This is a genomic window from Myxococcus virescens, assembly GCF_900101905.1.
Lineage (GTDB): Bacteria > Myxococcota > Myxococcia > Myxococcales > Myxococcaceae > Myxococcus > Myxococcus virescens.
The window spans coordinates 538,993-556,411 of the sequence record NZ_FNAJ01000004.1; the positions used below are offsets into that span (position 1 = coordinate 538,993).

A 17,419-nucleotide genomic window follows, 5' to 3' on the forward strand; every position below is an offset into this window, starting at 1 on the left:
CGTCCCTGCGGCTCTCTCTCTGTAGCCGTGGCGACAGATGGCCAGCTTTCCGGTGACTGATTTTCCGGGGAGGAATGCGATGCGACGTTCGATTGTGGGTGGAGTCGCCGCGGCGGCGCTGGGCATGGCGGGACCCGCCTTCGCCATCGAGGCACAGCAGGTGGGCGAGCGGCTGCGCGTCGAGGAGCGGCCGCTGGTGGGCATCGACGTGCGACTGGGCCTCGGCGACTTCACCGGCGACCTCGGCAGCAACACCAAGGTGGGCCCGCTGCTGGGCATCAACGCCAGCGCCTATCCCTGGCAGTACGGCGGCGTCGAGGTCGGCTACGAAGGCCAGCGCTTCCCCATCGACGACTCACGCCTGCGCGACAACGGCGATGGGGAAGGCGTCTGGCGGCACAACGCCACCCTGCTCGCCAAGGCGGGGCCGCTCATCGACGAGAAGTGGCGCCCCTTCGTCGGCGCGGGCGTCGGCCTGAGCTACCTCAACCCCTCGGACGGCGCGGACCGCTTCTACAACAATGACTGGCAGACGGAGCTCCCGCTGGCCGCGGGCCTGGACTACCGCTTCGGCAACCTGGTGGCCGGCGCGCGCGCCACGTACCGGTTCGTCGGCGGGGAGGGACTCCTCCGAAACCCCGTCACCAACGCCGACGAGAAAGGCAGTCTCTTCAACGGCAATGTGATGATTGGCGGGCAGTTCTAGCCCGCCTCCATGTCACAGGCTGAAGCCGTCCAGCAGCGCCTCGGGGCGGGGATTCTTCTCCCACGCCTCGAGCACCGCCACCGCGGGCGAGCGCCCCGACGCGGCCACCGCGTCCAGCGCATCCAGCAGGGGCGCATCCTGCGCATCCAGCCGCATCAGGCCCCGGCGGGAGATGGCCAGCATCTCCGCCGCCAGGCGGTGCAGCTCCTGCGAACCCAGCCGGCCGCCCAGTCCCTCGCGCCGCGCCGTATCATGGAAAGCCAGGTGCTCGGCGTAGGTCAGCTTCGGCAACAGGCGCTCGGCCTCCTCCAGCGCGGTGGCGTCGTACAGGATGCCGCGCCAGAGGGCGGCGAGCGCTCCCGTCATCGCGGGATTCACACAGTCCGCGCCGCGCACCTCGATCACCGTCTTCAGCCGCACCTCGGGGAAGAGCGTGGACAGGTGGTCCGTCCAGTCGTTCAGGTCGGGCGGTTTGCCCTCGAAGCCCTCCTTCATCAACTGCCGGAAGGTCAGCTTCGGGTACAGGTACTCGTTGTTGCGCCGCAGGAAGAGCAGCGGCGCGTCCAGCGCCCATTCCACATAGGCGCGATACGAGAACGAGCCGTCGAAGAACGCGGGCAGGTAACCACAGCGCGTGGGGTCCACCTCGTCCCAAACGCGGTTGCGGAAGGACAGGTAACCCGACGGCTTGCCCTCCACGATGGGGCTGTTGGCGTACAACGCATTCATCAGCGGGGCGAGCCGCGCCACCACCACCGTCTTGCGGACACAGTCCGCCTCGTCCGCCCAGTCCAGGGACACCTGGCCGGTGGACGTCATCAACATCATGTTCAGCGCCAGCCGGCCGCGCTCCGGCAGCGTGCGGCGCATGATGAGGTAGCGCGTCTTCGGCATCCACGGCATCTGCGCCGTCGTGCCAAAGGGGCGGTAGCCCAGGAAGACGAGCCGCAAGCCCAGCGCCTTCGCGGCGGAGGAGACCTCCGACAGGTGCGTCAGGTTCTCCGCATGCGCCTCGCGCGCGGTGACGAAGGGGCTTCCGGACAGCTCCACCTGGCCGCCGGGCTCCAGGGAGATGGTGGCGCCACCGCGCTGCAGCGCGATGACGGGCGACTCCGGCGTCTCCCGGAACGGCGTGTAGCCCGCCGAGGCCACCCGGTTCAGCAGCGCCCCGACGCCCCGCTCGCCTTCATAGGTCGGAGGCTCCGCGGCGCCCACCGGGTAGAGGAACTTCTCATGCTCGAGCCCCAGACGGTGCGCACCGCTGGGCTTCTCGGCGGCTCGGAATCCAGCCAACAGCATGTCGACGGAGGAGATGGGCTCTGAGGCCGCGCGCTTGAGGTCGAGTGACATGGGCGCGCCCTATATAACCTAGACTTTTGGACCCGCCCGGATTTGCGCACTGGCCTTTATGAGCCCACACTCCACCCTCCCCACCATCTCCCCCCAGCCCCGCCTGTCCGATTTCTTCCAGGGGATGGGCCTCCTCGGCCGGGCCTTCTCCCTCATCCTGCGCGACCGTCGGCTGTTCCTGCTGTCCGCGCTCTGTGCCGCCGTCACCGCCGCCGCCCTCGTGGGGCTCGTCTGGTTGCTGTGGCGCTACGCCCCCGGTGCCCTGGAATCCGTCTGGGCCCGCCCGGAGAGCTGGTACGGCAAGGCCGCCTGGAGCACCGTGCTGGTGTTGTCCGGCCTGGTGCTCTGGGTCGTGGGCGCCAACGTGCTGCCGCCCCTGCTCTTGGCCCCGCTCCAGGATCCACTGTCCGAGCTGACCGAAGAGGCCTGTGGCGGCGGCCCGGGCACCTCCTTCACCGTGGCGGGTTTCGTCCGGGGCCTCGTCACCGGCATCGCCCATACGCTCGCGCGGCTGTTCTTCCTCCTCGCGGGCCTGGCGGTGCTCCTGCCCCTCCACCTGATACCGGGGGTGGGCAGCGTGCTGTGGACGGTCCTCGCCAGCCTGTACACCATGACGTGGATGGCGGGTGAGTACCTGGCCGCCCCCATGACGCGTCACCTGTATCCCTTCGCCGAGGTGCGCCGGATGCTGCGCGAGCGCCGGGCGCTCTGCCTGGGCCTGGGCGCGGGCATCTACGTGCTGCTCTGGGTCCCCATCCTCAACGCCTTCTTCCTCCCGGTGGCCATCGTCGCCGGCACCCTGCTCTATGGCGGGCTGCGCGAGGCCCGGCTGCTGGCGCCCCCCCCTGGGGAGTCCACTACCGCTGCGTTGAAATAAACGCCCGAGCCGGGTGTCGAACCCGGGGAACCGGGAACGCAATGCCCGCCAGGGACGTTCTGCTCCACCAGCAGAGAGGCGATGCCTTGAAGCACCAGGAGCCCGTGATTAGGCTTGCCCGGCCGCTTACAGTGTTCGCCTACTCGGTATAAACGGTCGAAATCTCAAGGCTTCTCGCCACACCCGGGGTGCCGGACAGCGCGCCCCAGCTTGGATGAACCAAATGCCGCGTTTCCTCCGCCGAATCACAGCCGTTGCCGTGCTCCTCGGCGCCTGGGCCCTGGTGGGCAGTGACCGGGCTCCCTTGCCGCTGACCATGGGTGCAGCCGAGGCCGGGCAAGGCTCGTGGGACGGCAGTCTTCCTACCGTCAAAGGCGAGAAGGCCCCGCACGACCTCAACAGCCTGCGCGTCCTGACGAAGGTCATCCTCTACGTGAAGGAGAACTACGTCGACCCCAAGCGGGTGAAGCCGAAGGAGATGATGATCGCCTCGCTGGAGTACGTCGAGAAGAGCGTTCCCGACGTGCTCGTGGACGGCAACGCGGAGACGGGCAAGCTCAACGTCAACGTGAACGGCAAGCAGCGCGAGTTCGACATCGCCCACGTGGACTCGCTGTGGAAGATGTCCTTCGCGCTCAAGGACGTCTTCGACTTCCTGTCGAAGAACATGCGGCCCATCGAGGACACGCGCGACGTGGAGTACGCGGCCGTCAACGGCATGCTGTCCACGTTGGATCCGCACTCGGTGCTGCTGCGCCCGGAGCTGTACCGGGAGATGAAGCTGTCCACCAAGGGTGAGTTCGGCGGCCTGGGCTTCGTCATCCAGATGCGCGAGGGCAACCTCACCGTGGTCAAGGTGATCCCGAAGACGCCCGCGCACCGCTCCGGCATCCAGAAGGACGACCGCATCAAGAAGATTGGCGAGGAGTCCACCGTCAACATGGACCTCAACGAGGCCGTGTCGAAGCTGCGCGGCCCGGTGGACAGCCGCATCACCATCACCGTGGAGCGCGACGGCTGGGACAAGCCCCGCATCATGACGCTCTCGCGCGCCATGATTTCCATCGAGAGCGTGCAGCACAAGATGCTCTCCAACAACGTGGGCTACATCCGCCTGAAGAACTTCCAGGGCAACACCACCCGCGACCTCGAGGCGGCGCTGACGCAGCTGCGCAAGCAGGCGGACGCGAAGGGCGGCTTCAAGGGCCTGGTGCTCGACATGCGCGGCAACCCGGGCGGCCTCCTGGAGCAGGCCATCCAGGTGTCCGACACGTTCCTGTCCAGCGGCACCATCGTCGCGACGGTGGGCCTGTCCGACAAGCTGCGCGAGGAGAAGCGCGCGCGCGCCACGGACGGAGAGGACAGCTACCCCATCGCCGTGCTGGTGAACGCTGGCAGCGCCTCCGCGTCCGAAATCGTCGCTGGCGCGCTGAAGAACCTCGACCGCGCGACCATCATCGGCCGTCAGACGTTCGGCAAGGGCAGCGTGCAGGTGCTGTACGACTTCCCGGATGACAGCGCGCTGAAGCTGACCATCGCCAAGTACCTGACCCCGGGCGACGTCTCCATCCAGGAGGTCGGTATCGTCCCGGACATCCAGTTGGTCCCCACCCGCGCCACCGATGAGCGCGTGGACGTGTTCGCGCCGCGCCGCTCCATGGGCGAGGCCGACCTGGATCAGCACTTCGGCAACCCGGACTCCAGCACCGTCGCCAAGAAGCGCGAGGACGTGCTCAACCGCGAGAAGCCGCTGGAGAGCCTCAAGTACCTGAAGGTGGATGAGAAGCAGGCCCAGGCCACCGCCAAGAAGGACGAGGGCAAGGCCCCGCCGAAGACGGCCGCCAACGCCAAGAAGCACGGGGACAAGGACCCGCTGCTGGACGTGGACGTGGCTGGCATGGGTGAGGACCTGGACGACCAGCTCGACGCCGAGGCCCAGGAGGAGATCAAGGAGGACTTCGAGGTCCAGTTCGCCCGCGACTTCGTGCTGCGCGCTCCAGCCACCACGCGCAAGGAGCAGCTCAAGCAGGGCAAGGCGTTCATCGACCAGAAGCGCGCCGAGGAGGAGTCCCGCATCAACGCCGCCATCGCCGCGCTGGGCGTGGACTGGAGCGCGGGTCCCACGCCGAAGAACGTGCAGATGGCCGTGTCGCTGACGCCGGGCCCGGACGCGAAGATTCTGGCGGGCGAGGTGATGGAGATGGCGCTGACAGCGGAGAACCGTGGCACCGAGCCGCTCAAGCGCGTGCGCGCCTGGACGGAGAGCGACAACGCCTTCCTGGACCGCCGCGAGTTCCTCTTCGGTGCGCTGGCGCCGGGTGAGAAGAAGACGTGGAAGGTGAAGGTGCGCCTGCCCAAGGACCTCACCAGCCGCCGCGACGACGTGACGGTGCGCTTCTTCGATGACCACGGCGCCCTGCCTGAGACGCGGGTGGCCGAGCTCAACTTCGTGGAGCTGCCCCGCCCCGCCTTCGCCTTCAACTGGCAGGTCATCGACGACTGCGCCACCTGCAACGGCGACGGCACCGTGCAGCGCGGGGAGACGGTCTCCGTGCTGCTCGACGTGACGAACGCGGGCACCGGCACGGCGCTCGACTCCTTCACGCAAATCAAGAATGGCGGTGACGCCAACATCTTCATCGAAAAGGGCCGCTTCAAACTGGGCGAGCTGAAGCCCGGTGAGACGAAGACGGCGCGTTTCCAGTTGGAGGTGAAGAAGGGCTTCAAGGGCAACACCTTCCCGCTGAAGCTGGCCATCATCGACGAGCCGCTCGAGGAGTTCGTGATGGAGAAGCTGGAGCTGCCCGTTACCGACGCCGCGATCGCCACGATGGAGCCGAAGAAGGGCCTCGTCCGCGTGGGCGACAAGGTGGACCTGTATGGCGCCCCCGCGCAGGGCGCGCGCGCGGTGGCGAAGCTGAGCGGGACGACGGTGCTGCCCGCCGAGGCGGTCACCAAGGGCTACTACCGCGTGGAGCTGGAGAAGGACCGCTTCGCCTTCGTGCGCAGCCAGGACGCGAAGGAGCTGAAGACGGGCAAGGCCACCACGCCGAAGGCCACGCTGGCCACCAACCACCGCCCGCCCGACATCCGCCTGGACGTGGATCCGGCCGCTGGCGGCATGGTGGCCAACGGGGACAAGTTCACGCTCTCCGGCGTGGTGACGGACCCCCACGGGTTGCTGGACGTCTACGTGCTGGTGAACGACCAGAAGGTCTACTTCAAGGGCGTGGACCCCAAGGGCGCCGAGCCGAACACGCTGAAGTTCTCCACGGAGTTCGCGCTGAAGGAGGGCAACAACAACGTGCTGGTGGTGGCGCGCGAGGACAACGACTTCGCCAGCCGCCGCACGCTGGTCATCCGCCGCCGCCCGGCCGAGGTCGCCCAGAAGATGGCCTCGCCTGCCGGTAGCCCCGCCAACAAGCCGCAGTAGGCGCCCCGCGCCCACCTGGCGCGCCGCCTCCTTCCGGGCGGCCTTTCCAGCGGGACTCCTTGAGAGGAGACCGCGGGAGGGGCCGCCCGTTTTGTTGACGCTCCTTGCGAGCAGGCGTTACCGTCCGGCGCGGTGGGCGCCTTACCGGCCGGTCGCGCGCCCTGGAGGCGGTGACTCGAATGCGGACGTTCAGTCGGTGGGTGGCTCTCGCGGCCTGGGCGGCAGGCACGTCCGTTGTCGCGGCGCCCAATGACCTGCAGATCGCGCGGTTCGGCAACCCCACGGGTGACAACCCCGTGGCGTCCGCCGACGCGGATTTCCAGGCCTTCGCCCGCATCATGGGCGCGGCCATCACCTCCGTGAACTTGATGCCCCCGGAGACGACGGGCCACTCGGCCTGGGCCATCAACGCGGAGCTCTCCGTGGTGTCGCTGCCCGGCAGCGTGAACATCCCCACGCAGAACGAGCAGCCCTCCACGGTGCTCATCCCCTCCTTCCACGCGCGCAAGGGCCTGCCCTTCTCGCTGGAGCTGGGTGGGCGCGTCGGCTGGGTGGAGAAGAGCAGCCAGGTGGTGGCCACCGGCGAGCTGAAGTGGGCCGCCAACGAGGGCTTCACCTACCTGCCCGACTTCGGCGTGCGCGGACACGTGACGAAGCTGTTCGGCGCCCGGGACCTGGGCCTCACCGTCATGGGCCTGGACTTCGGCGTGGGCAAGCAGTTCCCGCTGGGCGGCATGGTGACGCTGACGCCCTACGGCGGCCTGGACCTGGGCTTCGTCGGCGCGACGTCCAGCCGCATCGACTTCAACCCGGACCGCAGCTTCGATGACACGACGGGGGACGATTCGCGCGCGGCGCTGACGGATACCGCCGCGTACCGGAAGGTCTCCTTTGGCAGCAACATCAACCAGCGCATCTACGGCGGCGTCCGCTTCATTGGCGGCGTGCTCCAGCTGGGCGCGGAGCTGTCGCTGACGCGCACGGGCAGCGTCTCCTACGAGGAGAACGGCAGCACCGTGGACCGGGGCCTGCCGGCCGTCTTCGCCTTCAACACCACGCTCGGCCTGGACTTCTGAGCGCTACGCGGCGGGGTGCAGGGCCTGACGGACCGCCCCCGGCCGGTTGGTGATGAGGTAGCTGACCCCCATCCGCTCCAGGACATGGGCGCGCTGGGGGTCGTCCACCGTCCACGCCGCCACGCGCATCCCGGCCGCGCGCCATGCGGCCACCCGCTCCGGCGTGCAGGCCTCGTGGAAGGGGTGGACCGAGTGTGACGACACGAGCGGGCTCACCCCGTAGGCCTGCAGGGCCCAGGACTTGTCCGGGTCGATGAGCAGCCCCCGGCGCAGCTCCGGTGCCGCGGCCGCCAGGCGGAAGAGACACAGCGGGTTGAAGCTGGAGATGACGACCCGGCCCGCAAGCCCGCGCCGGCGCACCAGCCGCGCCACCTGCTCCGCCAGGCCTCCGTCGTCGGCGCGCTCGCACTTGAGCTCGATGTTGACCAGGAACTGCGGTGGCAGGGCCTCCAGCACCTCTTCCAGCAGCGGGATTCGGGCGGGGGCGAAGCCCAGCGGCGAGCCGACGTCCGCCCGTTGGAGCTTCCACCACGGGGTGAGGCGAACCTCCCACGGCAGCCGCGCGAGGCGCTCCAGGCGCTCATCGTGGCAGACGACGACCTCCCCCGAGCCACAGAGCATCGCGTCCAGTTCCACACCATCCGCGCCTTGACGGACCGCCTCGGCGAAGGCTTCCAGGGTGTTCTCGGGGGCATCGGCGCTGGCGCCACGGTGGGCAAGCAGGAGCATGCCCTCCAGTCTGCGCGGGTGGCCGCCGCCGTGCAGCAGAAGTCCAACCGGGCGTGCGGCGGTGGACGCATGGCTTGCCTCCCCCCGCCCTTTGCTGCACTGTGCTCCATCATGCTGGGCCTCGGCCTCGGAGAAATCATCGTCCTCGGCTTCATCCTGCTGGTGGTCTTCTCGGCCGCCCGCATGGGTCAGCTCGGCAATGCCGTGGGCAAGTTCGTGTACTCGTTCCGCAAGGCGTCGCGCGGCGAGGACCTGGTGGATGCGAAGCCGCTGCCTCCGGGCCGCCGCAGCACCACGGACGCCGAGTTCACGGAGCCCGAGCACCCGCGCCGCCGCTAGGCCCCTCCCCTCCCCAGGATGCGATGCCCGTCAGTCATACCCGCGATGCTTGGGGATGCGTGACGCGGCCGCAGGCCCTGTTCCCTTCCCTTCGGCGAGCAGCCGGGAGGCCTGCGCGCGCAGGGCGGGATGGAGGGCGGCGTTCAAGACGAGTTCCCTCAAGTCCGCCGTGTTGAGCAGCGGGACGATTTTCGCGCCCGTCTCCGGCGGCAGGTAGGGGTTGAGGACGAGCGCGCGCCGGATGGCGTGGCGCACGGACCAGCGCGGTGACTTCCAGATTTCGATGAGCGGCTCGGGCCGGGCCGGGCGGCGCGCGGCGATGCGGACCACCAACTCCTCGGTGAGCCGGGGGTTGATGAGCACGTTGCGCAGGACGGTGGGATTGCTGACGGTGGCCAGGCGGGACAGGGTGTCCGGGTCCCTCGTGAGGCGGGCCTGCTGCTTCAGGTGCCCGAGCGACTGGGAGAAGGCGTTGGCGTCCGCGCGGGCGGCGGCGTCCGGGTCCATCTCCAGCTTCGCGGGGCCCTGGGCGAACAGGTCCGCCACGGTGTCGAGCGACTGGACGTGCGCGAGCCGCCGCAGCGACTCCACGTGAGGGATGTGCTCGGCCTCCTGCTCCAGCGCGGCCATGAAGTCCGACAACGCGCAGGAGGCGGGCCCCCACCCCGCGCGCGAGAGGGCGATGAGGTGGCCCACCAGCTCGTTGGAGTCGAGCGGATCCCTCCAGGCGAGCTCCCGCGCGGCGGCCTTGCGACGGACCTCCGCCCCACCGCTCAAGGCGTGGATGAAGCGCGCGACGGTCCGGGCATCCTCCTGCGTGGGCATGGTGGCTCACTCCGTCCGGGGGGCGGCCTCCGCCGACTTGGAGCGCTCGGGCTCCAGGGTCAGCTCCAGCCGGTAGCCCCCCGGGTCTGCGGGGTGCTCGGGGAAGATGACGACGAAGGGGGCCTTGGCGCCGGGCGCCACGGAGACGGCGGCCTCGTCGACGCGCTGGCGCAGGGCCACCGCCGCGTCGGGTGAGCCCACGCCGTAGAGTTCCTCGGGCGTGGGGACCCCGCCCACGAGCGCCTCGGCGGAGGCCACGCGCTGGCTGCCGTCATACAGCGCGGCGCGCACGCGGATGCGGGCGGCGGTGTCCGAGTAGTTCGCCGCGTCCCCGCGGACGTAGAAGAGCGACCTGCCCTCGCGCGTCTCGTACAGCCCGTTCGTCACATCCACGGCCACGAGCGGCTTCGGCGCGGGCACGAAGAGCGCGCGCAGGGAGTCCAGCGACAGGGCCGACACGTCGAGGCGGCCCTCGCTCAGGTACACCCGGCCGACCGTGCCCAGCACGGCCACCAGGGCCGCGGCCAACACGAAGTTGACGGTGAAGCCCAACGCCTTGCGAAGCCGGCTCGACGGGCGGCTCTGCGGGATGCCCACGTCCTCGGGACGCGCGGTGGGCTTGGCCACGGTGACCACGGGCTTCGACGGCAGCCCGTCCATGTCCAGCACCTCGCGCTGGACGCCACTGGGTGCCCCGACCCGCCCCAGGGTGACGCCAAAGGCCTCCGCGTCATCCACGGCGGGGGGGACATCGCCAAGCAGGGAGGCATCGGAGGCATCCGAGGTCCCGAACAGCGCGGCGCGGCCCGTGTCCGTGGGCAGCAGGCCGGAATCCTCACCGTGCCCGCCCACGTCCGAGCCGAGGTCGAACAAGTCTCGGGGGTTCGCGGGAGGTGGTATCGCGGCCGAGGATTCGGCGTGGAGGTCGACGGACGCGAACGGGTCACTCCCGCCTGGAACAGGCGCGCTGCCGGACGCGGCGGAAGCACCGGCATGGATGTCGATGGCTGCAAACGGGTCGCTTCCGGCAGGCGGCGGCTCGGCCTTCCGAGTCGACGCGGCAGGTGCCCGAAGGTCAATGGCGGCGAAGGGGTCGTTACTGCCCGCAGCGGCTGGCGACGCTGCATGGAGGTCGACCGCCGCGAGAGGGCCATTCCCCGCTGAAGGCGACGTGGACTTCGCAGGCCCGGCGGCGTGAATGTCGACCGCAGCGAGAGGACTGCTTCCTCCTGAAGGTGCCGTGGACTTCACAGGCCCAGCGGCATGAATGTCGGCCGCCGCGAGAGGACCGCTTCCTCCTGAAAGTGCCGCAGCCTTCGGGGACTTCGCAGGCCCAGCGGCATGAATGTCGGCCGCCGCGAGAGGACCGCTTCCTCCTGAAGGTGAGGCAACCCTCGGGGACTTCGCGGGCCCCGTCGCATGGATGTCGATGGACGCGAACGGGTCGCTCCCCACGGGCCGAGGCAGCCCGGGCGCCGCCGACGGAACCGTCGCATCGTCGATGTCGATGGACGCGAACGGGTCGTTCTCCGCCGGAGGCGGCGCCCCCGTGGCCATCGTTGGCATCGCCGCCGCATCATCGATGTCGATGGACGCGAACGGGTCGTCCCCACCATAAGCGGGCGGAGCAGCGGGAGGCGGAGCCGCGCCTGGGCGCATCGTCCCAAGCGCCACGGCGCCCGCGGGCGCGCCCCCCGGAGGCGGCGTCATCGCGCTTCGGCGGAGCGCATTCGCAGCCGACGGCTCGGCAGGCGAAGGCGGTCCCAAGAGCTCCGAGAACGGGTCGGCCACCGGCGGCGGCGCTGCGGCGCGGCGAGCACTGGCCGGGGACACGGAGGGCCCAGCAGCCTCGGGGACGGGAGGCATGGAGCGGTCCTCCATGCCAGCGGGGCCACCCGCACCTCGGGCCCCCGCCGCTCGCGCAGGTGCGCTTCCCGGGCCAGGGGGCGCAGGTACCGCGGCGGGGGCACGCCCCGAACGCTCAGGACCTGGCACCACGAAGGCGCCCGGCGGTGGCGCGCGGCCAACCGGCGCATCGGGCGGACGCGCGGCGGGAGGCAGCGGCAGCGACGTGATTCGCGTGGGCTCCCGGAAGACACCGTCTTCCGAGCCCAGGTCCCCGTCCATGCTGTTCCAGCTCGGCCCGGGAGGACCGGGGCGGGCAGGCATCGGCCTGCTCGCCTCGACGCCCAGCTCGAAGTAGCCCGGCTTGGTGACGTCCACCGACGTGGGGTCTGGCGCGACCCCAAATTGGGCGAAAGGGTCCACCTGCCCGCCCGAGGAGGGGGCTGGCGGCTCGCCCGGAGCGCCAGCGGCGGCCTCGCGGGTGACCCGGAACGTGTTCTGGCATTTGGTGCAGCGGACCTTGACCCCCTTCTCGGTCACCTTCTCGTCGGGGATCTTGAACCGCGTCTGGCACCGCTCACACTTGACGATCATTCAGCAGGCCCGGCTGGAAGCACGAGTATAGGACGACGGGGTAGGCACGGCGAGCCGGGTTCACGTTGCTTGCTCGCCCCCACCCCCTCTGCTACGAGAAACGCCCCTGCGAGACTCAGGCGGGGCACGTGGCTTGATGTCGAGCCCAAAAGGGGCGGAGAGACACATGAGCGAGGCTGAGCAAGCAGGCGCTCCGAGCAAGGAGCCGAAGATCATCAAGCGGTACACGAACCGGAAGCTCTACGACACCGTGGAGAGCCGATACGTCACCCTTGATGAGATCGCAGCGATGATCAAGGAGGGCACCGAGGTACGGATTGTCGACAATCGTACCAAGGAGGACCTGACCTCCGTCACCCTCGCGCAGATCATCTTCGAAGAGGAGAAGAAGAAGAACCAGATGCCGCTGTCGGTGCTGCGGGAAATCATCCGCCACCCCGGCGAGTCCATCTCCGGGTTCATCCAGAAGGAGGTCTCCCCGCGAGTCGCCTCCATCCGCGAGGAGGCCGAGTCCCGCCTCGACAAGCTCCTGCGCCGGGACGAGAACGCCCCCCGGGCAGAGGGAGAGCCCGAGGCCCCCGTCGCCGCCGCCGAGGACACCACCGCCGCGGACACCGCTGCCGCCGCGGGGCTCAGCCCGGCCGACCTGCTCAAGGCCAGCCAGCGCGCCTTCGAGGAGTGGCAGCGCCGAATCGACGAGCGCGTGAAGCACGTCGTGGAGAACCTGACCGGCAACCTGCCCGCGCTTGGCCGCGACATGGCCTCGCTCACCCAGCGCCTTGACGAGCTGGAGAAGAAGCTGGAGCAGGCCGAGCAGCAGAAGGGCCCGCCGAAGCAGGAGTAGCCGCGCCGCTTCAGGCCTTTTGTGAGGCCCGCCTCCGCTTGGGGGCGGGCTCTCCGTGCAACTCCGCGGCGATGGCGGCCAGCATCTGCGCGCCCCGGCTGCGCGGCGCGTACTCCCAGATGGTCTGACCGTGGCTCTGGGCCTCGTCGACCTTCACGTCGTAGCCCAGCGGCGTGGCCGCCAGCGCATCCGGGAAGTAGGCCTTCAGGCGCTCCAGAATCGCCGTGGCCAGCGCCGTCTTCCGGTACAGCGTGGGCACCACCTTCGTGACGCGGAGGTCCGGCCGCCCTTCCGCCTCGCCCACCTGGCGCACGGTGTCCGCCACCTCCGCGCAGCCATCCAGCGCCAGGTACGTCAGCGCCACCGGCACCACCACCTCGGTGGCGGCCACCAGGATGTTGCGCGTGGTGGTCCCCATGGAGGGGGGTGCGTCGAAGACGATGGCGTCATAGCCCGCCGCTTCCGCCGCGCGCAGGCGGTCCGCCAGCCGGTGGGCCCGGCGTTCATCCGCGGCCACCACGACGGGAAAGTCCGCCATCTCCTTGTACGCGGGCAGCACGTCCAGGCCCTCGAGGGCCGAGCGCTGGACGACGTCCTCGAAGCGCACCGACGTGTCCGTCAGCAGGTGAAACACGTTGCGCGGCAAGGTGCGCACGTCCACGCCCAGGGCTTTGCCCGCGTGGCCCTGCGTGTCCAGGTCCACCAGCAGCACCCGCAGGCCGCGCTCCTTGGCCAGCCAGGCGGCGGTGTTCACCGCCAGGGTCGTCTTGCAGGTCCCACCCTTCTCATTGATGAACGCGATGCGCCTCATGCCCGGGCACTCCTCATCCACCGAGAAGGTGGCGGCTTCCGACGTGCGGACTACTTCTTCGGGGACTTCGCCGCCAGCAGCGTGTCGACCTTGCCCTCGACGGACGAGAGCAGACGCTCCAAGTCGTCCACCTTCGAACGAAGCTGCTCCAGGTCCGCGGTGGACGGCAGGTTCGCGGCGGACAGGGCCGTGCGCAGCGCGCTGTCCAGGGTGCCCTTCGCCGCCAGGGAGCGCGACACCAGCGTCTGCACCGCCGCCACGAACTTCTCGTTCGAGAGCAGCTGCTGCGCCAGCTTGCCGATGCGCTCCTCGCCCGTTTCCACGAGCTTCTTCATCACCGGGTTGTTCTTGAGCATGAAAACGCGCGTCCTCGCGAGCAAAGCCCTACCGGGCCATCTGGAAGTCTTGAAGAAAACGCCGCACTCTGCGAGGGGGCAACGCGACGTGTCAAGCAGCGCAACAAGCCGAGGCCAAACGCGTTGACTCCCGTGAACACGATTCCTACGGTTCGCCGCTCTCAACCTATGGCCGGACTACTCGACAAGCGCCTGTGGATCGTCTCCGGCAAGGGCGGAGTCGGCAAAAGCACCGTCGCAGCGGCCCTGGCCCTGCGCTCGGCGCGCGCGGGCAAGCGCACCCTGGTGTGCGAAGTGAACACCCAGGAGCGCGTCAGCCGCTTCCTGGAGCGCCCCGAGGCCGGGCCCGAAGTGGCCCAACTGGAGCAGAACCTCTGGGCCGTCAACGTGCGGCCCCAGGAGGCCATGCGTGAGTACGGCCTCATGGTCCTGCGCTTCGAGACCCTCTACAAGACGGTCTTCGAGAACCGGCTGGTGCGCCAGTTCCTCCGCTTCATCCCGTCCCTGCAGGAACTGGTGCTGCTGGGAAAAATCATGTTCCACCTGCAGGAGAAGCTCCCGGACGGGCGCTGGCGGTTCGACACCGTCATCATGGACGCGCCGGCCACGGGCCACGCCATCTCCTTCCTCAGCGTGCCGCAGGTGCTGATTCAGACGGTGCCGCCGGGGCCCATGGCCCGCGAGGCCCAGAAGATGCGCGACCTCCTCGTGGACCCGGCGGTGACGGCCGCCGTGCTGGTGGCGCTCCCCGAGGAGATGCCGGTGAACGAAGCGCTGGAGCTCCACGCGGCGCTGCGGGACAAGGTGAGCCTGCGCACGCACGCGGCGGTGCTCAACCAGGCCTTTCCGGAGCGCTTCACCGAAGCGGACCTGGAGGCCCTGGGGGGCCATCCGGAGCTGCTCGCCGTGGCCCAGGCACACCACGACCGCGCGGCACAGGCGGTGCTCGCCGGGACGAAGCTGGAGCGCAACCTGCACGCGCCCGTCTACCCTGTCCCCCGGCTCTTCACGCCCGAGTTCGGGCGCAAGGCGATTGAACAGGTCATGGAGCACCTCGAACCTCTCGTGACGGGGGCGGCGTGAGCACGACGGCCCTGTCGCCCGCGCTGGCGGGCAAGCGCGTCCTCATCTGCGTGGGCTCCGGCGGTGTGGGCAAGACGACGGCGGCGGCCGCATTGGCCCTGCGCGCGTCGGTGGATGGGCGCTCCAGCCTGGTGTGCACCATCGACCCGGCGCGGCGGCTGGCCAACTCGCTGGGCCTCACGGCGCTGGGCAACGCGGAGACGCGCGTCCCCGCCACCGCGCTGGAGCCCCTGGGCGTCCAGCCCCGCGCGTCGCTGTACGCGATGATGCTGGACATGAAGCAGACGTGGGACGAGCTCATCACCCGCGTCGCTCCGCCCGAGCAGCGCGAGCGCATCCTGTCCAACCGCTTCTACCAGTCGCTCTCCACGGCCCTGGCGGGCAGCCAGGAATACATCTCCATGGAGAAGCTGTGGGAGCTGCGCCGCAGCAGCAACTACGAGCTCATCGTCCTGGACACACCGCCCACCGCGCACGCGCTGGACTTCCTGGACGCGCCCAACCGCGTGCTGGACTTCCTGGACAACGACGCGGCGAAGTGGCTCCTCACCCCGGCGCTCAAGGCCGGCAAGCTGGGGATGTCCCTGTTCAACCGCGGCGGCTATGTCATGCGGGGCCTGGCCAAGTTCACCGGCACGGAGATGCTCCAGGAGCTCTCCAACTTCATGCTCGCCATCTCCTCGCTCAACGAGGGCTTTCGCGAGCGCGCCCGGGGCGTGCGCCAGCTGCTGGAGGATCCGAACACCGGCTTCGTGCTGGTGACGAGCCCCCACCCCGAGCGCATGGATGAAGCCATCCACTTCCACAAGATGCTCAAGCAGCACCGCATGGAGGTGGTGTCGCTGGTGGTCAACCGCGTGCACCCCATGCCCACGGAGGCGCTGTGGGCGGACGCGGCCACGCTGACGCCCAGCCGCCGCGCCAAGGTGGAAGAGACGCTGCGCGAGCAGCAAATCATGGCCGAGCAGGACCGCACCGGCATCAACCAGCTCCAGGCCGCCTGTCCGGGTGTCCCCATCGTCCAGGTGCCCCGCTTCGCGATGGATGTGCACGATATCTCCGCCCTGTGGCGTACCGGACGCTACCTGGTGGGCGACGAGACTCTCGGCTGACCACGGCCTGGGGCCCACACGCTTCGGGCCCCTGCCGCGTTTCCCTGTTTCGCACGGTGCTTGTGCGAAACCGCCGCATTTCTTCAGTCCTGCCGTCCGCGGGAAGCAGCCGGCCGGGGAAGCGCGCACAGGTCGGGCGCATTAAACTGGCGGGCCCGATGACGGTGGTGGGAACCCCTCGGTGCCCGGTGCTGTCCGGGAGGGGGGAGCCGGTCCAGGAGGATGATGTGGTGAACGGGAGAGCGCTGAAGCAGAAGCCTGTCAGCCGGTGGTGGTGGATGGCCGCGCTGGGCGTCGTCGTGTCCGGGTGCCGGACGACGGGCTCCGCCGCGCGGGAGGAGCCGCAGGCGAAGTCGCCCAGGCAGGAGCTCCACTTCGACGCGGTGACGGTGACGGCGGACCTGGAGCTGGACAAGCTCAACGACGAGGAGCTCTTCGCGGGCGGCACGTCGGCCTTCGCCGCGAACGATTTCCAACAGGCGGCGCGCTACTTCGGCCGGCTCGTGGACTTCTTCCCCGACAGCCGCCACCGCCGCGCGGCGCTCTACAACGCGGGCCTTGCCCACCAGCGCCTCAAGGAGTGGGAGGAAGCCGGTCACCGCTTCTCCGAGCTGTCGGACCCGGCCAGGGGCCAGGGGGACGCGTTGGACGCGGCCTTCCGCGTGGCGGAGGTGGACTACCACCTGGAGCGCTACGAACAGGCCTCGAAGCTGCTGGGCATCATCGCCGCGCGAGAGGACCTCCCCCTCAATCGCCGCCTCGAAGCGCAGGTCCAGCAGGGCATCTGCCAGTTGGAGAGCGGCTCGCCGGAAACCGCTGAAGTCACCCTGCGCAAGGCGCTCTCCACCTATGACGCACTGGAGGACAAGGGCGAGGTGGATGACTACTTCCCCGCCCAGGCCCACTTCTTCATCGGCGAGCTGTACCGGCTCCACTACGAGGGTGTGAAGCTGGACCCGGCGAAGGGCGCGGACAAGCTCGCACAGGACCTCAACTACAAAGCCGAGCTGCTCCTGTCCGCGCAGGGCCACTACCTGCGCTCCATCCGCGTGGGCAACGGCTATTGGGCCACCGCCGCGGGGACGCAGATTGGTTCGCTTTACGAGAACCTCTACGAGCACATGGTGAACTCGCCCGCCCCCGCTGAGCTGGATGCCAGCGAGGCCGAAATCTACCGGCAGGAGCTGCGGAAGAAGATTCGGGTGCTGCTCACCAAGTCCATCAACATCTACGAGCGCACGTTGGAGACGGCCGAGCGCATCGGCTCGCAGAGCACCTTCGTGGACCGCACGCGTGAGAGCCTGGCCAAGGTGAAGGCCCTGCTGCTGGCGGACGCGGAGGGCGAGCCCGCGTCGGCGGCGCCCTCCTCCATGGGCGAGCCCCATACCTGAGCGCAGCAGCAACGCCCCTGGCTGGGCAGGCCGGGGCGCACGGCGTAG

General features: G+C 69.5%; 15 protein-coding genes and 1 pseudogene. 9 read left to right on the forward strand and 7 right to left on the reverse strand.

The features are described 5' to 3' along the window. Positions 1-37: 37 nt before the first annotated feature. Positions 38-706 carry a hypothetical protein gene (locus tag BLU09_RS15770; RefSeq protein WP_090490353.1) on the forward strand — a complete coding sequence of 223 codons (669 nt, stop codon included), beginning with the start codon at positions 38-40 and terminating at the stop codon, positions 704-706. A gap of 12 nt (positions 707-718) precedes the next feature. Here BLU09_RS15770 and BLU09_RS15775 read toward each other — a convergent pair whose 3' ends face one another. Beyond that, positions 719-2,056, reverse strand: a complete 1,338-nt coding sequence (locus tag BLU09_RS15775) for a glutamate--cysteine ligase (RefSeq protein ID WP_090490354.1) — start codon at positions 2,054-2,056, stop codon at positions 719-721. Positions 2,057-2,114: 58 nt separating this feature from the next. Between BLU09_RS15775 and BLU09_RS15780 the strand changes: the two genes are divergently transcribed. The 3 genes from BLU09_RS15780 (at position 2,115) to BLU09_RS15790 (ending at position 7,442) form a co-directional block, all read left to right on the forward strand. After that, positions 2,115-2,933, forward strand: a complete 819-nt coding sequence (locus tag BLU09_RS15780) for an EI24 domain-containing protein (RefSeq protein WP_090490355.1) — start codon at positions 2,115-2,117, stop codon at positions 2,931-2,933. A 214-nt stretch (positions 2,934-3,147) separates the two neighbouring features. Next, entirely contained in the window at positions 3,148-6,366 is a 3,219-nt protein-coding gene (locus BLU09_RS15785) for an MXAN_5808 family serine peptidase (protein WP_090490356.1), read from the forward strand. 179 nt (positions 6,367-6,545) lie between these two features. Further along, positions 6,546-7,442 (forward strand): hypothetical protein, encoded by an 897-nt coding sequence (locus BLU09_RS15790; RefSeq protein ID WP_167371089.1) that lies wholly within the window; start codon positions 6,546-6,548, stop codon positions 7,440-7,442. A gap of 3 nt (positions 7,443-7,445) precedes the next feature. Here BLU09_RS15790 and BLU09_RS15795 read toward each other — a convergent pair whose 3' ends face one another. Beyond that, the gene (locus tag BLU09_RS15795; protein WP_090490358.1) at positions 7,446-8,171 is read right to left on the reverse strand and encodes a glycerophosphodiester phosphodiesterase; all 726 of its coding nucleotides are present in this window, start codon (positions 8,169-8,171) and stop codon (positions 7,446-7,448) included. Between the two features lie 69 nt (positions 8,172-8,240). On the opposite strand from BLU09_RS15795, the gene BLU09_RS15800 reads away from it, so the two are divergent. Continuing rightward, positions 8,241-8,510 (forward strand): twin-arginine translocase TatA/TatE family subunit, encoded by a 270-nt coding sequence (locus BLU09_RS15800; protein ID WP_171444987.1) that lies wholly within the window; start codon positions 8,241-8,243, stop codon positions 8,508-8,510. A 30-nt stretch (positions 8,511-8,540) separates the two neighbouring features. Here BLU09_RS15800 and BLU09_RS15805 read toward each other — a convergent pair whose 3' ends face one another. From BLU09_RS15805 to BLU09_RS39895, 3 genes and pseudogenes are all read right to left on the reverse strand, one after another. Beyond that, entirely contained in the window at positions 8,541-9,335 is a 795-nt protein-coding gene (locus tag BLU09_RS15805) for a hypothetical protein (protein ID WP_090490360.1), read from the reverse strand. Between the two features lie 6 nt (positions 9,336-9,341). Continuing rightward, positions 9,342-10,208, reverse strand: coding sequence for a hypothetical protein (locus BLU09_RS39385; RefSeq protein WP_244171767.1), 867 nt, complete (start codon positions 10,206-10,208; stop codon positions 9,342-9,344). A 1,467-nt stretch (positions 10,209-11,675) separates the two neighbouring features. Then, a pseudogene (locus BLU09_RS39895) lies at positions 11,676-11,774 on the reverse strand (zinc-ribbon domain-containing protein); the annotation flags it as partial. A gap of 166 nt (positions 11,775-11,940) precedes the next feature. On the opposite strand from BLU09_RS39895, the gene BLU09_RS15815 reads away from it, so the two are divergent. Further along, a complete protein-coding gene (locus BLU09_RS15815; protein WP_090490362.1) occupies positions 11,941-12,618 on the forward strand; it encodes a polyhydroxyalkanoate synthesis regulator DNA-binding domain-containing protein in 678 nt (225 codons plus the stop codon). A gap of 10 nt (positions 12,619-12,628) precedes the next feature. On the opposite strand, the gene BLU09_RS15820 is transcribed toward BLU09_RS15815, so the two are convergent. Both BLU09_RS15820 and BLU09_RS15825 read right to left on the reverse strand, forming a co-directional pair. Then, positions 12,629-13,429 carry a ParA family protein gene (locus BLU09_RS15820; RefSeq protein ID WP_043611587.1) on the reverse strand — a complete coding sequence of 267 codons (801 nt, stop codon included), beginning with the start codon at positions 13,427-13,429 and terminating at the stop codon, positions 12,629-12,631. A gap of 50 nt (positions 13,430-13,479) precedes the next feature. Beyond that, positions 13,480-13,785, reverse strand: coding sequence for a hypothetical protein (locus BLU09_RS15825; protein WP_020478456.1), 306 nt, complete (start codon positions 13,783-13,785; stop codon positions 13,480-13,482). 168 nt (positions 13,786-13,953) lie between these two features. Between BLU09_RS15825 and BLU09_RS15830 the strand changes: the two genes are divergently transcribed. The 3 genes from BLU09_RS15830 (at position 13,954) to BLU09_RS15840 (ending at position 17,371) form a co-directional block, all read left to right on the forward strand. Next, entirely contained in the window at positions 13,954-14,868 is a 915-nt protein-coding gene (locus tag BLU09_RS15830; protein ID WP_090490363.1) for an ArsA family ATPase, read from the forward strand. Next, positions 14,865-15,980 carry an ArsA family ATPase gene (locus tag BLU09_RS15835; RefSeq protein ID WP_090490364.1) on the forward strand — a complete coding sequence of 372 codons (1,116 nt, stop codon included), beginning with the start codon at positions 14,865-14,867 and terminating at the stop codon, positions 15,978-15,980. The genes BLU09_RS15830 and BLU09_RS15835 overlap by 4 nt, the downstream gene beginning before the upstream one ends. 278 nt (positions 15,981-16,258) lie before the next feature. Then, the gene (locus tag BLU09_RS15840; protein ID WP_186817841.1) at positions 16,259-17,371 is read left to right on the forward strand and encodes a tetratricopeptide repeat protein; all 1,113 of its coding nucleotides are present in this window, start codon (positions 16,259-16,261) and stop codon (positions 17,369-17,371) included. Positions 17,372-17,419: the final 48 nt, after the last annotated feature.

Bases quoted from the DNA above. Each gene is read 5' to 3' on its own strand.
- BLU09_RS15770 (WP_090490353.1), top strand. From the start codon at position 38: ATGGCCAGCTTTCCGGTGACTGATTTTCCGGGGAGGAATGCGATGCGA.
- BLU09_RS15775 (WP_090490354.1), bottom strand. From the start codon at position 2,056: ATGTCACTCGACCTCAAGCGCGCGGCCTCAGAGCCCATCTCCTCCGTC.
- BLU09_RS15780 (WP_090490355.1), top strand. From the start codon at position 2,115: ATGAGCCCACACTCCACCCTCCCCACCATCTCCCCCCAGCCCCGCCTG.
- BLU09_RS15785 (WP_090490356.1), top strand. From the start codon at position 3,148: ATGAACCAAATGCCGCGTTTCCTCCGCCGAATCACAGCCGTTGCCGTG.
- BLU09_RS15790 (WP_167371089.1), top strand. From the start codon at position 6,546: ATGCGGACGTTCAGTCGGTGGGTGGCTCTCGCGGCCTGGGCGGCAGGC.
- BLU09_RS15795 (WP_090490358.1), bottom strand. From the start codon at position 8,171: ATGCTCCTGCTTGCCCACCGTGGCGCCAGCGCCGATGCCCCCGAGAAC.
- BLU09_RS15800 (WP_171444987.1), top strand. From the start codon at position 8,241: ATGGCTTGCCTCCCCCCGCCCTTTGCTGCACTGTGCTCCATCATGCTG.
- BLU09_RS15805 (WP_090490360.1), bottom strand. From the start codon at position 9,335: ATGCCCACGCAGGAGGATGCCCGGACCGTCGCGCGCTTCATCCACGCC.
- BLU09_RS15815 (WP_090490362.1), top strand. From the start codon at position 11,941: ATGAGCGAGGCTGAGCAAGCAGGCGCTCCGAGCAAGGAGCCGAAGATC.
- BLU09_RS15820 (WP_043611587.1), bottom strand. From the start codon at position 13,429: ATGAGGCGCATCGCGTTCATCAATGAGAAGGGTGGGACCTGCAAGACG.
- BLU09_RS15825 (WP_020478456.1), bottom strand. From the start codon at position 13,785: ATGCTCAAGAACAACCCGGTGATGAAGAAGCTCGTGGAAACGGGCGAG.
- BLU09_RS15830 (WP_090490363.1), top strand. From the start codon at position 13,954: ATGGCCGGACTACTCGACAAGCGCCTGTGGATCGTCTCCGGCAAGGGC.
- BLU09_RS15840 (WP_186817841.1), top strand. From the start codon at position 16,259: ATGGCCGCGCTGGGCGTCGTCGTGTCCGGGTGCCGGACGACGGGCTCC.